This window comes from Nostoc sp. PCC 9305 (assembly GCF_963920915.1).
Lineage (GTDB): Bacteria > Cyanobacteriota > Cyanobacteriia > Cyanobacteriales > Nostocaceae > Nostoc.
The window spans coordinates 71,378-87,174 of the sequence record NZ_CAWUDN010000002.1 but is presented as its reverse complement, the minus strand read 5'-3'; the positions used below and the strand labels follow the sequence as shown (position 1 = coordinate 87,174).

General features: G+C 40.9%; 10 protein-coding genes. 3 read left to right on the top strand and 7 right to left on the bottom strand.

The features are described from left to right. Positions 1-4: 4 nt before the first annotated feature. Positions 5-2,395: an ATP-binding protein gene (locus tag ACM0OX_RS01130; RefSeq protein ID WP_414512367.1), complete on the bottom strand. Its 2,391-nt coding sequence runs from the start codon at positions 2,393-2,395 to the stop codon at positions 5-7. Between the two features lie 566 nt (positions 2,396-2,961). On the opposite strand from ACM0OX_RS01130, the gene ACM0OX_RS01125 reads away from it, so the two are divergent. Both ACM0OX_RS01125 and ACM0OX_RS01120 read left to right on the top strand, forming a co-directional pair. Further along, a complete protein-coding gene (locus ACM0OX_RS01125) occupies positions 2,962-4,242 on the top strand; it encodes a lipid-A-disaccharide synthase (RefSeq protein WP_414512365.1) in 1,281 nt (426 codons plus the stop codon). A gap of 285 nt (positions 4,243-4,527) precedes the next feature. After that, a complete protein-coding gene (locus ACM0OX_RS01120; protein ID WP_414512363.1) occupies positions 4,528-5,412 on the top strand; it encodes an ankyrin repeat domain-containing protein in 885 nt (294 codons plus the stop codon). 71 nt (positions 5,413-5,483) lie between these two features. Here the strand turns inward: ACM0OX_RS01120 and ACM0OX_RS01115 are convergent, their stop codons facing one another. Next, positions 5,484-5,870 (bottom strand): hypothetical protein, encoded by a 387-nt coding sequence (locus ACM0OX_RS01115; RefSeq protein ID WP_414512361.1) that lies wholly within the window; start codon positions 5,868-5,870, stop codon positions 5,484-5,486. A 141-nt stretch (positions 5,871-6,011) separates the two neighbouring features. After that, the gene (locus ACM0OX_RS01110) at positions 6,012-6,701 is read right to left on the bottom strand and encodes a Uma2 family endonuclease (protein WP_414512481.1); all 690 of its coding nucleotides are present in this window, start codon (positions 6,699-6,701) and stop codon (positions 6,012-6,014) included. Positions 6,702-6,906: 205 nt separating this feature from the next. Here ACM0OX_RS01110 and ACM0OX_RS01105 point away from each other — a divergent pair, with 205 nt between their 5' ends. Then, complete coding sequence (locus tag ACM0OX_RS01105; protein WP_414512359.1) at positions 6,907-7,140, top strand: hypothetical protein; 234 nt, start codon at positions 6,907-6,909, stop codon at positions 7,138-7,140. A gap of 47 nt (positions 7,141-7,187) precedes the next feature. Here the strand turns inward: ACM0OX_RS01105 and ACM0OX_RS01100 are convergent, their stop codons facing one another. The 4 genes from ACM0OX_RS01100 to ACM0OX_RS01085 form a co-directional block, all read right to left on the bottom strand. Further along, positions 7,188-7,685, bottom strand: a complete 498-nt coding sequence (locus ACM0OX_RS01100) for a DUF427 domain-containing protein (protein WP_414512479.1) — start codon at positions 7,683-7,685, stop codon at positions 7,188-7,190. Between the two features lie 109 nt (positions 7,686-7,794). Then, on the bottom strand, positions 7,795-9,378 hold the full coding sequence (locus ACM0OX_RS01095; protein ID WP_414512357.1) for an HlyD family efflux transporter periplasmic adaptor subunit: 1,584 nt from the start codon (positions 9,376-9,378) through the stop codon (positions 7,795-7,797). 87 nt (positions 9,379-9,465) lie between these two features. Beyond that, positions 9,466-12,477, bottom strand: coding sequence for a peptidase domain-containing ABC transporter (locus tag ACM0OX_RS01090; RefSeq protein ID WP_414512356.1), 3,012 nt, complete (start codon positions 12,475-12,477; stop codon positions 9,466-9,468). A gap of 825 nt (positions 12,478-13,302) precedes the next feature. Further along, positions 13,303-15,780, bottom strand: coding sequence for a putative Ig domain-containing protein (locus ACM0OX_RS01085; RefSeq protein WP_414512354.1), 2,478 nt, complete (start codon positions 15,778-15,780; stop codon positions 13,303-13,305). Between the last annotated feature and the right edge of the window lie 17 nt (positions 15,781-15,797).

Below are 15,797 nucleotides of genomic sequence, written 5' to 3'. Positions count from 1 at the left end.
GGAATTAATCCTTTTCGTTTTCGATCAAAAAGTTGAGGATTAAATCTTCGTCAAACTGCCTTGCTAGTTGCCGCAATTGGTTAGCAAAGGGAGTAAATTTTGTGTCTACTTCCTCTAGTTTATCTGCCCATTTGAGAATGTCATTGAAGTTACCTTTACTCGCTAAATTCATCAGTTCCCGCAAGACATCAAGGGAAGGTGGAGTCAATTTATCTGATGAGCTATCAAGTGTTGTAGTGGAAGAGTTGATTTTTTGTTCTTCAGGTTGAGACTGCTGGTAAATCCATGTCAAAACTAAATGGCACTCTAATTGATGCAGTAATTCATCTGCCTGTATAGGTTTACTCAAAAAGGTGTCACCTCCTGCTTGCAGACTGCGATGTTGGTCGGCTTCAAAGACACTAGCAGAAGAGACGATAATCTTGACATCCTGGATATCTGGGGTATGACGCAGGTGTTTAATCAATTCAAACCCATCCATTTCTGGCATCAGCAAATCTGTAATCACCAGGTCTGGTTTAAGGGCGATCGCTTTTTCTAAACCTTCTTTACCGTTACTGGCTTCAACCACTTTGAAACCCAATGGTTGCAATAAGTTTGTAATTACTGTGCGATTCTCCCAGCGATCGTCCACCATCAGGATGGTGCGGGGACTACCTGTAAAGCCAATGATTTGTCCTTTGGATGCAGCCATAGCAGACTTTACCCATTCGCTGGCTTGGGCGATCGCAATTTCAAACCAGAAAGTACTACCCTGACCGATCTCACTTTTAACCTGGATATCGCTACCCATCATCTGCACTAACTGCCGAGTAATAGCTAAACCCAGCCCTGTCCCTTCTATCTGATGCTTTTTTTCACCTACTTGTTCAAATGGCAAAAAAATGTTGCCCAATTGGGTTGGAGTTATGCCAATTCCTGTGTCTTTTACACTAAAGTGAATGCGATATTTCTCTGTCTGCCCATCAGCAGGAAGTCGCTCGATTACTTCAACCTTGAAGCTAACCTTACCCTCATCGGTAAATTTAATGGCATTTCCCAGCAGATTCAAGAGAATCTGACGTAACCTTTTGACATCGACATTAACCCCTGTGGGTAAGTTGCTGGCGGGTTCATAGACAAACAAAATGCCTTTTTGTTCTGCCCGAATCTGACAAATTTCTACAAGACCTTGTAAAAAAGACGGAAAATGAACATCTTGAGGATGTAGTTCTAGTTTTCGCGCTTCAATTTTGGAAAGATCCAAAATGTCATTAATTAAAGTCAGCAGATGAGAGCCACACCGTTCAATAATGTTTACATGATATTGTTCTGACTCTGGCAAACCTTTGGAACGCAGCAAAATTTGAGCGCAACCTAAAATACCATTCAAAGGCGTTCGCAGTTCATGGCTCATATTGGCTAAAAATTCGCTCTTAGCCCGGTTTGCAGTATCAGCCGCTACTTTAGATTTTTTCAGTTGAGCTTGTTCAAACGCTTGCACCTGCCACAATACAGCAATCATCGTCACTGTCAATCCGCCTACAATTAGGGCGATCAGATCGAGGAATTGTAGCCGAGATTCAATATTTTGGCGCGGAATTACCAAAGCTACAGACCAATTAGCTTCTTGTAACGGCACATAAGCAACATACTTTTTAGTGCCGTCAATTTCCATCAACTGAATTCCCTGTTGTTTTTTTACCATCTGCTGCGCGATCGCATTTAAATTGCGATCTGGAATTTTCAGCAGACTAGGTGCAGGTTTTTCTACCGTTGACATTAACGTTGAGTTGGGATGGACGATCGCTTCTCCTTGGGAATTGAGGGCGAACGCATAGCTGTTCTTGCCGTAGTGCAAAGAGTTGACCACCTTTGCAATACGATCGACTTTAACATTGCCGTGGAAAACCCCAATCGGTGAACGATTGGTAGGAGAATCAGACCAGATTGGAGTGGCGATCGCAATTAATGGAATGCCTGTGGAACGGCTGATAAAGGGATCGGAAATGTTGCTTTTTCCGGCTAGTGCTTTTTGAAAGTAGTCTCGATCCTTAATATTCTTATTTGAGCGACCAACCTTAGTATTAAAATACGAACCATCTGGGGTAACTATTTGGAAAAAGAAAAATTCATCGATTCTTTCAACTTCTGACTTTAAATAAGGTTCTGCCACAGACCATTCTAAGGAGCGTACAGTTGAAGTATGAGCAAGGGTTTGCACTTCTACTTTACGAACATGTAACCACTCCTCAATTTCATCAACCCCTCTCTGTACCTCTAAAAAAGCCTTTACTCTCAAGTCTTCTAGGGTTATTTTCCGAGCAGCCTGATAGCTAAAATAAGCAGAAATACTCACAATAAGAGTAGTGCCGCCAAGAATAAATCGAATCAGTAAATTGCGTGAGGAATGCATTTTAGTATCAGACGCCTTTTATCAAAGTTTTCACCCTCTAAACAATGAGTTTAGTAAGCAAAAAAGGGCTATATTTAGATTGCCCAAAAAATTATTGATAATCGCAGTTTTAATGTTTACCTATAGTAAAATAATCAATATATTTATATAGCGATTAGATTTTATTTTTTAATAAAGACTACGAAATAATACGTAGAAGGAAACCTATCTAATCTGTCTGGCAAACACTGCAAGTATGTTTTTGCCCATTTATCAGTGGTGAGATTTCCGTGGTGTTGTCACCTTGCTAAAATGCCAGTGTTAAAGAAACAGCAATTAGTAACAGACCAAATGCCGATCGCTCAGTGTAAACACAAAACCACTGTAATTACAATGTGGACGCACTGCAACGATCTAAATTGTGCCAAATTCAAAATTTAAAATCTAGGATTGGAATGCATCCTGACTGTCGACTCTATGCAAATTAAATATAGAGTAGGTTATAAAATCGCACTAACAAGGTACTGGCACGCATTTATTAATATTCGTCTCTTGATTAATGACCTCTAACTTCTAACCATTAACTAATGACTCAAGTAGATATTCTCATCTTATCAAATGGCCCTGGTGAGGTAACAACCTGGGTGCGTCCAGTAGTAAAGGCGTTGCGGCAAGAATTAGGGGATGACCGTTCTTTAGCGAGGATTTCTGTGGTATTATCGCCTTGCTCAAATGCTAGTGGTAAAGAAGCAGCGATCGCTCTTTCTTTCCCCGAAGTAGATAGAGTTCAGGGAGCAGAACATTTTTGGCAATTTTTGCTTTGGGGCAAAACATTTGAAAATTGGGATTGGAGAAGTCGCGGTATTATCATTTTTTTGGGCGGCGATCAAATTTTTCCAGTGATTATAGGCAAAAAGCTCGGATATCGCACAGTAGTTTACGCCGAATGGGAAGCCAGATGGCATAACTGGATCGATCGCTTTGGAATCATGAAACTCGAAGTTGCAGCCCGTGTCTCCCAGAAATATGCTCACAAATTCACTGTTGTTGGTGATTTGATGCTAGAAGCAGCAGGACAAAGCCTAGATACAAATTCTCCTTTGCCTATCATTCCATCACTCAAAACTGACTTGATTGGTTTACTCCCTGGTTCAAAAGCAGCAAAATTAGCCCAAGGAGTACCATTAACTCTAGTAATTGCCGAATACGTTTATGCAAAAAGACCGCAAATCAGATTTGTGATTCCTGTAGCCCCAACTTTGGATTTACAAACTTTAGCTAATTTTGCCGATCCCCAAAAGAACTCTATTGCTGAGACATTTGGCTTTAGCGGTGCTTCCTTAATTATCCCAGAGGATGCTAAAGGCAAAGCATTGCTCAAAACAGCAACGGGCTTAACTGTGGAACTGTGGCAAGAAAACCCTGCATATCACTTATTATCCCAGTGCTGCATCTGCTTAACTACGGTGGGGGCAAACACTGCCGAACTTGGTGCTTTAGGAGTGCCAATGATTGTTTTACTACCAACCCAGCAACTTGATGCCATGCGTTCTTGGGACGGTTTACCTGGATTGTTAGCAAATCTGCCAGTAGTCGGTACGCTATGCGCTAAGGTGATTAATTGGTCATTTTTGAGATTTGTGAGACGCAAAGGTTTATTAGCATGGCCAAATATCTGGGCACAGGAAGAGATAGTCCCAGAACTTATGGGTAAACTTCAACCGCAAGAAGTTGGGGAAATGGTTTTAGACTTTTTGGCGAATCCAGAAAAATTGGATGATATGCGCGCTAAACTCCATAATATTCGCGGTGAAAGCGGTGCAGCCCAGAAGATAGCACAGATTGTTGGTGAGGAAATTGGGAAGTAGGAACAGATCGGCAGAATTTAATTTGAATTTTGAATAGTGGGACTTAGATAAAAATTAAGCCCAAATGTAGCCCAAACTGGCTTTATAAGTAACAAACACATCACGATAGATGATCAACCAATCGAAAAATCGAAAAGGTATAGCCGTGTTGGCTGACGCTTTCGGTTGGGAATTATAAAAAGTAATACTTTAAATACAATTATCCTGATGCGGTTTTTTTTAGTACCCACTTATACAAGTATTTTATTGGTAACTCTTTTAGCTGGGTGTTCATCACCACAAAAAGTGCAATTAACAGTACAATCACCCATTTCCTCGCCAAACGCTGAATCATCTTTGCCTCTAAATAATTCTAAAATTTCCTCAGAATCGCCTAAAAATACTTTTCAAGATGCACTAGATGCAGCTGTTAGCGCTACTACTATAAGTCAATCATCTGTATCTAAGGATGATTGGAATTTAGTTTATAGTAAATGGCAAGAAGCAATAAATTTGATGAGAACTATACCAGATAATAGCGAAAATTATGTGATGGCTCAGAAGAAAATTACTGAATATAGTAAGAATTTAAGTTATGCAAAACAGCAAGCTAGAAAAAAAGAAATTATCAAAGAAGAAAAGGTATTAATATTAATTCCTCCTATAAGAAGAGAAACTTGTCGAGAGAAGGAAATAATAGAGTCTTTATTTAAAGATGTTGAAAAAGATCCTGAGATGATTAATGAGCCGATACCTAAATATGCCCCAGGTGCTTGGGGTTCGCCATTTCCTTTATTGCATACAGCAGTTGGATTTGGTTGTAAAGTATACGTCGAACTACTAATTTCCATGAACGCAGATGTTAACAATGTGAGTTCTGAGGGCTTAAGACCACTTGATTTTGCATACAGAAAAGATATTGCTGCACTTCTCATTACAAAAGGTGCAAATATAAATGCAACAAACGATAAAGGTTTAACTGCACTACACTATAAAGCACAAATTAATACTAAAGAAGGTAAGGCACGTATTCATTTAAAAGATATTTTAGAAACATCTGAATTTTTGATATCTAAGGGTGCAAATATAAATGCTAAAGATCATAATGGTAAAACTCCTCTTGCTTATGCAAAATCAATCAATTTTCAAGAAATGATTAGGCTACTGAAAAGCTATGGAGGACAAGAATAGGTATTATGATATCAAGCCACCCTTAAAAAAGCTTCTCGAACAATCTTGGTAAACTTATAATCGGCCAGCACTTAGTCCGAAGATTCACCATTCCGGCGTCCCAGTTCAAAAATGCCACAACTAATACACGCAAGTATACCTAAGCTGATTCCCCAACTAGGCCCTAAACTGATTTCTACACCCCAGTTAACTAAAGCGCCAACTACCAAAAAGGGGAAAATGCTAAACAGTGAGGCGTAGAAAGCATTTTGGGATTCTCTAGCTTTACGAGTCTTTTCAAATTCTGACTGGCTGGTATAAAGCGATCGCTCGGCAAAGTTAAACCAGCGATTGAGTTGCTCGATTACCCATTCATTAACTCTGGAAAAACCTAGATATAGCGCCAATGACCACAAACTCGCTCCAGCGATCGCGATCGTGTCTAACTCAAAACGGAAAGGTAAAATTTCAGTCAGCATTGCTTAGGTGAGTCCTGCAAAGGGTTAACTTTAGCTGTCAGTAGATGCTAAATAAACCTCTTGTGCAATTTTAAGCATAAAAGCTAACAAGATTTCAACTACTTGACAACTTCCCGCTTTTTAGCTTGAAGCAAACCTAATTTACGGATTGCTGGGTAAATTATCGGGGTCGATACCAAGAGAACGTAAATGCTGTGCAAACTTTTCTGCTTTTTCTTCTGCCGTTAAATACCGATTTCCTTGTTCGTCATACCAAGATAGAAATTCCTGACCAATTCCACCAATAACACCTTGATGTCGTCCAATTCCTAAACCAACCTCTGGCATCCAACGAGGTTCGCCAATTTGTAATTGATAATTTTTATCTACCAATTTGTAAATTTCAAATGGTTGGTGTCGATCGCGTTGCCAATATTCGGGGTTGTAAATAATGTAGTAAAGTACGCCAAGTTTCCGATAAATTTCTAACTTTTCATCGTATTCACTTCCTGGAGAATGGGATACCATCTCCAATGTTAGTATCGGTACTACCTCATTTTCTTCCCAGACAGCGTAACTTCTACGCGATTTACCACCTTTTTTGCGATCGACTCCCAAACTCAGAAACCCATCTGGTACTATGGGGACTCTCGCATTAGCTCCTGTCGTGTGGTAGATTGCCATGTCTACGCCGAAAAACCAATCGGTGCGGGTTGCCCAAATCGAGGTTAATAGGAACAGTAGAATATTGGGCAGAAAATTTTGATCCTCATTATCCACGGGTATATCGTCCGAGCAGGCTAGTTCGTCAGTGCTTGGAAGCCCAACGACTTTAAGGTTTTCTGACAGCATGACTATTACCGCGGTGGCTTCGGTTTCTTTGATTATAGATAAATTCAACTTGCCAAGGGTGCAGGATCTTTTGAAGAAGTAGAAAAATACGAAGCAAAACTTATTCAGAAGTATCCCAAATTATCGCCCATCACTTCAAGCGCTGCGCGAGCGAGCGCTTGAAGTGATGGGCGAGCAATCGCTCGTGAAATGACAAAAAGGGAATATGACTCATAGATTTGATGACGATGGTGGCGATGAATACGACGACTGGAGCGGGGAATGGTCGCCTGGGTCAGCCAACAATCCTAGCTTATTGGCTGATAGCAAGACTTGTTACTGCTGCCAGGGTACAGGCCGATGGTTTAGGTGGATTGACTCAAAAAAGGAGTCCATTTTGGAGAAGTGCGACTTTTGTAATGGTTCTGGTTTGTCCCCTGCTCCTAAATTACTAGAGTGAACACTCACGACAAGTCCAAAATCTAAAATCTAAAATCTAAAATTGACTCACCATCCCCAAGTACCAGGAGCGCCTTTAAATGGCCCAACAATATCACTGGTTATCCAACCACCGTAGAAGTTACCTGGTTGTGGTTGCACCTCTTCGCCATTAACGTAGCATTTATCCATTAAATGAGCATAAAAAGCTACATAGTCCTTAATAGATTCAAAGGCTGGTGTAGGTTTGGGGTAGAACCAGGCAGCATTATGGACTTCTTTATCACCAACTCGGATTGTGTAGTAACCAGCACTTCCCTTCCACTCACAAAAGCTAGATTGCGGAGTCATCTGTAGATATTCCATTTTGATATCCGCTGGGGGAATGTAGTAAGAAGGAGGATGACTAGTTTCTAAAACACGTTTGGCGCTGTGAGTATCTACAATTACTACTCCGTTAAAGATTATTTGGATATGTTTGGTTGTGTCCTTCAAAAGAGGAGGACGGGGATAATCCCAAACTGATTCTTGTCCAGGAGCGGGTTCGATGCGTTGAAAATTAACCATCATCAAGAGTGTGGAGTTCTGAGAGAGAAAAAAGTAATCAGCACTGATGTACTTAGTGAAGCAACAACTCTCCTTGTGGAGTCACTGCGGTCTTTTAACTCAACCCTCTTTATCGTACCTGTTTAAGAGCATCAACTTGCTTGGTAAACAACTCCGTGAATAAACTAAGCACAGTCCGTTCTTCGCGTACTTTTATATTGGCACTGATAGACATACCTGATTGCAAGTTAACTTTTTTGCCCTTAATCACTAAGGATTGTTTATCTAATGAGACTTTTGCCGGAAATCTGTAAAACTGATGGGTTTGGTCTGGCGGTAATGCGTCTGAACCTATCTCATCCACTTTTCCCTTAATATCGCCAAACTCGCTGTAAGGAAAGGAGTCAATTCTGACATCTACTTTCATACCTTTTCGCACAAACCCAATATCTTTGTTAGTGATGAAAACTTCAGCGATATAGTTTTCTTTGGGGACAATTTGCAACAGTTTTGTCGTTGGAGTTGCAACAAATCCAGGGTTTTTTGCTTGCAAATCGAAAACTGTTCCTGCTACAGGTGCGCGGAGTTCTTGATATTTAACGTTTAGCTGTGATTGAGATATTTTACTATTGACATCTGCCAAACGCTGCTCATTTTCCAGCACAACTTTCATGAATTGGCTATCGATTGTGGCAATCTGCTGTTTGTTCTGGGCTATCTTATCCAAAATGTTTTTATCAGAAACAGCCACTGTATTGCTTAACTCTTGTTGTCCTTTTTCTATATCAAACTGGAGGCGTTGCAGTTCTTCACCTAGTTGCGCTACTTCTGCGGTGCGATTTTGTACTTCTTGTTGCTGATTGAGATACTGAAGTTGGGAAATCCCACCTTCTTCTGCTAATATCTTCAGCTTATTTAAAATCCCCTCTTGAATAGCTAAACTTGATTTACTATCTTCCAACTTAATTTGATTTTGAATCAGTTGTTTTTTGGTCTTTTCTACTTCTAATCGTGCTGCGGAAGACCGAGAGTCTAATTCCTGTTTGGCAACTCGTAGAAGTTGTTGTTCATCAATTCCTACTCCAGAATCTTGACCAGAATTTTTTAATTGAGTGCGGAATAATTCATTTTCTGCTACTAATGCTGCCCGACTTTTCAACAGAAAAGCAGTTTCTTGTGGCAAGTTACCGCGCAAATATAACGCTTCAGATCCATTGGCAGTACTTGCATTCATCAATCGGCGATAAATCTGATTTTCTTTCATTAATGCAAGGCGAATTTTATTCAAAGAATTTAATTCGGCAACAGAGGCAATGGAATCAAAAGTTAGCAGTAAATCACCTGGCTTCACTTCTTGTCCATCTTTTACATTAACTGTTTCCACCACTCCACTCACAGGAGCCTGAACTTCTTTGACTGTTCCTTGGGGTTTTAGTTGCCCAGTTGCTGGCACTACTTGTTCAATTTTTGCAAAATAAGTCCAAGCAATACCAAAGCAGGCTAGCCCCACTAGTGTAATCATGATTGTACGCGACCAAATTGGAGATTGGCGCAAGACAATAGATTGCTCAAATTCCAGGTTGTTTAAGTTATTTAAAGACTCTTGAGCAGCTTTTTGTTGTTTTGTCAGTACCTGTGAATCGTGCTTAACTCCATTTTTGTGATTGCCGTTTTTCTGATTGCCGTTGAGGTGATTCCCATTAAGTTGAGTCATAACGATTTTGGATTTTGGATTTTGACTTTTTTGTGGATTGGGCAATGTTTCCCGATGCCAAAAACCTTTGCCCTCAAGAATGACTAATTACAAGTTTACATCTTGTTGCTGATACAGGTAATAATAATGACCTTTAGTAGCCATTAATTCTTGATGGCTCCCTTGTTCTATAACCCTGCTATTATCCATCACAACAATCATATCTGCATTACTGACGGTGTTCAGTCGGTGGGTAATAAAAAATACTGTATCGCCCTTGAATGCTTTGGCTAAATTGAGACATATTTGCCGTTCTGTGGGATAATCCAATGCGCTAGTTGCTTCATCTAAAACTAATAATTTTGGTCGTTGTAAAACTGAACGAGCGATCGCAATTCTTTGTCGTTGTCCACCTGAAAGTGCAGAACCCCGTTCTCCCACCCGCGTGTTGTAACCGTTTGGTAAGTTCATGATAAATTCGTGGGCGCAGGCAACCTGAGCCGCTTCGATAATTTCTTCGGTTGTGGCGTCGGGATTGGTTAGGGCAATATTTTCCTGAACGCTGCCGTCAAACAATAATGTCTCTTGGGGAACTACGCCAATTTGTCGTCGCAGGGAATAAAGTTCTACTTTGGCAATATCATAACCATCAATCAAAATTCTGCCGGACTCAGTTTCGTAAAGTCTCAGCAGTAATTTCATCATCGTACTTTTACCAGATCCACTTTGTCCGACAATGCCGACAAATTTCCCTGGCTCAAATTCGAGGTTGACATTAGAAAGTTGCAGAGGGCCACTTGTGCCAAAACGGAAGGAAACATTTTCATATTTCACTGCTCCCTTAATCGTCGGTAAGGGTATATTGTAGCGGTCTGTTTCTCCTTCTTGTGGCGTATCGACAATATCGCTTAAACGCTCTAGAGACAAGGCAGTTTCTTGGAAGCTTTGCCAGAGTTGAGCTAAACGTAATATTGGGCTGGTGACGTAACCCGATATAATCCTAAAGGCAATTAATTCACCTAAAGTTAATTGTTGTTGCAATACTAAATAAGCTCCTACCCACAAAACTAGTAAGCTGCTGAGTTTGTTGAGAAAGTTGCTGGTAGAGTTAGCGAGGGTAGAAGTCACAACTGTTTTAAAGCCAGCGGCGACAAACCGGGCATAACGCTCTTGCCAGGAAAAGCGCGATCGCAATTCGATATTTTGCGCTTTTACCGTTTGAATGCCTGACATCACTTCCACTAAATAAGATTGAGTTTCGGCGTTGCGTTCGGCTTTGGCACGTAACTGTCTGCTAATAGTGGGAGAAGCAACTAAGGTGATAATCACAAATATTGGAATTGTACTTAAGCCGACTAACGTGAGTTGCCAACTGTAAATCAGCATCACACCGATATAGACCAGCGAAAATAAAGCATCTAATCCGACTGTTAAGGCAGTACCAGTTAAGAATTGGCGGATATTTTCTAGTTCGTTGATGCGAGTGGAAAGTTCACCCACAGGTCGGCGTTCAAAATAGCGTAGCGGTAGACGTAGTAAGTGATCAATGATTTGCGACCCTAAACCCATATCGATCCGGTTCGTGGTATCGACAAATAAATAGGTTCGTAAGGTAGTCAACACTGCTTCAAATAGTCCGACTACTAAGAGCAAAACTCCCAAAATATGTAGTGTACCAATACTATTTTGAGTGATAACTTTGTCGATAATTAACTGAACGACTAGGGGATTTGCCAACGCTGCCAACTGCACGAAAAAGGAAGCGATAAAGACCTCGATCAGGACTCGACGGTGCTTTGACAAATAGGGCAGAAACCACCGTAAACTAAAGCGTTCTTGCGGCGTTTGATTGGTAGCAGTCAGCAGTAATACCCTAACTTTGGGCGGAAAGTCAGTTGGATCGACATCTAATTGTTCAACCAATTGAGCGGGTTTACAGCGCACAATTCCTTTGGATGGAACACCTACAACCACGGTATTGGCATCTACTTCGTATAAAACGGCAAAATTATCACCGTAGCGAATCAGCGCTGGTGTCGGAATGCGCGTGACTGAAGCGACTGGTAACTCTATCAACTGCGCCTTCAGCCCAATTAACTCTGCCAGGTAAGCAGTAACTTGAAACGATATAGTGCCCTGACGTTTGATTTGCTCAGTCAAGATGCGGCGAACCACCTCTCGACGAAACGGCATTTCTAGGTGCTTCGCGATCATTTGGAAGCAGGCGAAAGCTGAATTTAGTTCTCCTTTTCCGCCAAAGAATGGGTATTTTTGTTTTGACGAATTCTTTGAATTTTGGGGGGCTGTCTGTGGAACTATTTCGTCTGATGCGTAGGGAATAATATCTAGGTCGTCAGCGCTATCTCTATCTACTCTGGTTTCAGTTACCGCAAGTTCTATCTCATGACTATCTTCTAAGATCAAATCTGACGGATGTATGCCAAGCAACCGTGCGGGGTTTTGACCGATAACCTGAATCTTGTCTCTGTCATCGTCTGATTCTAGGCGATCGCCAGGTGAGAAATTCGTGACTGTACCACCGCCACTCACAAACCAAACGCTTTTACTATCCAGTTGGTTGAATGAAGTTTTTCCAGAAGGGAGATAATGTACTTTCGCCTGGGGTAAGGCTTTTTCTGCCAGTTCTCTGAGATTTAAAGTGGCGATCGCTTGCTTTTGCCAATAAGAACCGAGAATATCGAAAACTTCTACCAAATAACTGCGGTTCTTGCGAGCTTCCGCAAAGGCTGGGTATAAAGCTAGAAAGCTAAAATATGCTGATGCGCTCAAGGTTAAACATACTACTTCGGTGGAAGCGATCGCTGTTTCACAGGCGACATCGCGCAACAAACCAATTTCGCCAATAATTTCCCCAGGTTGTAGTAATTTTAGGGTAATTGGCATTTGCGTCTGGGGGTCATATCCTAACAGCCGCACTTGTCCCTCATAAATGATGGTGATGCGTTCCGGGAGACTTTCTTTACCAATGATTTTCTGACCTATGCGATAGCGCCAGGCTTGCAGCTGTTCTGATAGATTAGCGATCGCTCCATCTGGCAACTGCTCAAACCCCTCTAGGGTGGTGAGAAATTCGGGAAAAGTGTTCTTAATATAAGTCATATAAAACTAGTTAAAGTGAGTAATTAAGTCGAAAATATTAGGGAATATCTCTTTTACTAACAGTGGGAGTGTTTGGTTTTATGCCAGCAGTGACAAGACTTATGTGGAATTTAGGTGTTTAAATGTGTAACAGCACAGAGGGAAATTTAGTCTAATTGCAGACCTGTATTTATATAACACGGTTACGATTGTTACGCGTTTTTCAAAATAAAGCATACTGTAAATAGATCGAGGACAAGTTATCACTTGGTTAACGCTACATAATTTATACAAAATTAAAATCAATATCAATCAATATTTAGTATTACAACTATGCAATATGGATACTTATCATCAAACCAAAACACATAAACGTAGTTGTTAAATTTAGCGCTACATACTTTACTTTATAATAGTCAACCTGAAAATATCACAGATGCTTTCCTAAGTAAATATCCTAGTTAAGAATTATGTAATAAAAAAAACTTTAAATTTCTGAATTATTTTTGACAAAATCTTGAATACAGGGATTGACAATATCACTAATGGCGAAAAACAGGAGCTTTCCTCGTTAAACATCACCTATACGCTAATTATGAAATAATTATCCATCACTTTTTTTGCTAGCTTAATTTAATAAAATTTAACTTGAAAAGTAAAGCGGAAGATTTTTTCACCCTAGAGGAATCAACTATTAAATTTATGAAGGAAAGACAATAAGTGCCTTCAGTAAATTTACTAATTTAATTAATGGCTAGTCCATCTCATCACTATGCACAAAACAACCTCACCCTGCAACTAGGATGAGGTTGATCGATTTTACTAAGTAATTACTCGTATTTAATACTAAGCAAGATTAACATTCAAATTGACCTGCACAATCACATCGTTGTAATCTTTATCACCACCATTGGCTAAATCTTCAAAACCAAAGGTGTTATTTCCCAATAACCGAATGTGATCTACCTTATCTAAATTAGCACCCAAGAATGTGAAGTAAACATTTTTATTGGCATTACCATTGAGAATTGCATCGGGTCTGCCATCCACAATAATAAATGGTGCAAATAAAGAATTCGGCTCGAAAGTGCCAGTGTAATTTGCAGTGCCTTGGTTGCCCACCGCCAAGTCAATGCCTGCAACACGCCCACGCACAGCAGCTTCGGCGTAGCCAGCCTGCCCAACGAGAATATCTGCTGTGCCATCACCGTTGGTGTCAATACCACCATTTTCATCAGCTACCTGATAGAAGCCGACAAAGTTATTGTAAGCTGCCTCTCTGTTGACTGCAAACTCAGCTGTTACCGATTGTGTCACACTCCGTAAATCAATCAGTTCGCCTTGATATTTGCCTTGCAGACCAGTACCGAAAGATACTTCTTGATTGGTTGGCTGAATATTCACTACCAAATTCTGAAAATTAAGAGAAAACCCTTCATCTTCTATGTCGTTATTTGTAGCTGAGGAAAAAAGCACACTTGAGAAGGGGGTTTTTCCAGACAGTACAGACTGAGTAGTACTGTTGGATACCAGATAAAATCTGAGTTTGGTATCAGAGTCGAATTCTAAAATGTTTTTCAGGTCGGCAGGATTAAAACCATTAGGCAGGTTGGCAAGAGCGGAGAAAACCACCTTTGAACGCAAAAGAGCCGCTTGCGTATAGCCTTCTGCACCAGGGGCTATGCCGTTAATCCTACCTTGTTCATCGTCAACAGTAAATACATTTAGTTCGTTCACCTCTTTAGAGGTGTTGTTTCTAATCTTGATTGAGAGTTTTCCTTTATCACCTTTAATGTTCAGCTTAGTCTTGACACTAAAGATATCGCCTGTAATTTGTGTCACTACAGCAGTATTATCAGTAACCGCAAGTTTAAACACATCACTGGCTTGCTCTCCAGCAACATCCTTAGCTGTGACTTTGATGTTTAAACTACCTACGTCCTCATTCTCAGGAGTACCACTGAAGGTAAGGGTAGTAGGATTGAAGTTCAACCAAGTAGGTAGTAGGTCATTATTTTCCAGCGTTGCAGTATAGGTGAGGATGTCTCCAACATCCACATCGCTAAAGGTGTCAGTTGGGACGGTGAAATTGAAAAGTGTGTCTTCAGTGACTTGCTGATCTGCAATTTCTTTTACTAAAACTGGAGGATCGTTGACATTATTAATCTTGATTTTAAACACATCACTGGCTTGCTCTCCAGCAACATCTTTAGCGGTAACTTTGATGTTTATACTACCTACGTCCCCATTATCGGGAGTGCCACTGAAGATACGGGTAGTAGGATTGAACTTCAACCCCATTGGCAGAGGATCATCGTTTTCTAGGGTTGCAGTGTAGGTGAGAATGTCTCCAACATCCACATCGCTAAAGGTGTCATCTGGGACTGTGAAGTTGAAAAGTGTGTTCTGGGTGGCTTCTTGGTCTGCAATTTCTTTTACCAAGACTGGAGGATCGTTGACATTATTAACCGTGAGTTTAAACACATCACTGGCTGTTTCTCCACCAACATCCTGAGCGGTAACTTTGATGTTTAGACTACCTACGTCCCCATTATCGGGAGTACCACTGAAAGTCCTGGTAGCAACATTGAACTTCAACCCATTCGGCAAAGGCGTATCGTCGTCCAGAGTTGCAGTGTAGGTAAGGGTATCTCCGACATCTGGATCGGTGAAAGTGTCATCTGGTACAGTGAAGCTGAAGAAAATATCTTCAGTGGCTTGTTGGTCTGCAATTTCTTTTCCCAAGGCTGGAGCAGTTAGTACTGAAGCGTAGGCTGCCATTACTTTTGGCTGAAACGCCAGAGTAGGAACACTTGCCCCCGTAGAAACTTTTAGTTTCCAGTTACCACCTAATGCAGTACTCCCCGTTAAATCATCAGACGCCGCTACTACTGCACCTGTCAATTCACTCAGACGCTGTACAAATGCTTTACCTTGCTCTGTTTGCCCGACTTCGCAACCATACAATAGCAGTTGTGCATCTGCACTCAAAACATTTGCCCAGTCCATGAGTTGCCAAGCATAATGGTTGAGGGTTTCGTAGCTGAGTTGACTGTTCCCCAGATAAACTTGCCCTGGTGCACCGTGAGAAACAATGTGTAAGGTATTGATTTCCCGATGAGTTGCCAGCACTTGGCTAATTTGTTCAATGCCATTCTGGTCAGGGTCTAAGACTACAACAGAGGTGTTCGGCAATACACCTGCTACCAGACTTTGGTAGTTCTCAACCTGTGAGTCGATGAAAACTAAGTGAGTAGCAGGTATTTGCTCATATAAGTCTTGAGTTGGCTCTTTTGCGATCGCTATCGGGATGGTGTCTGACATAATTACTCTTAATTAAT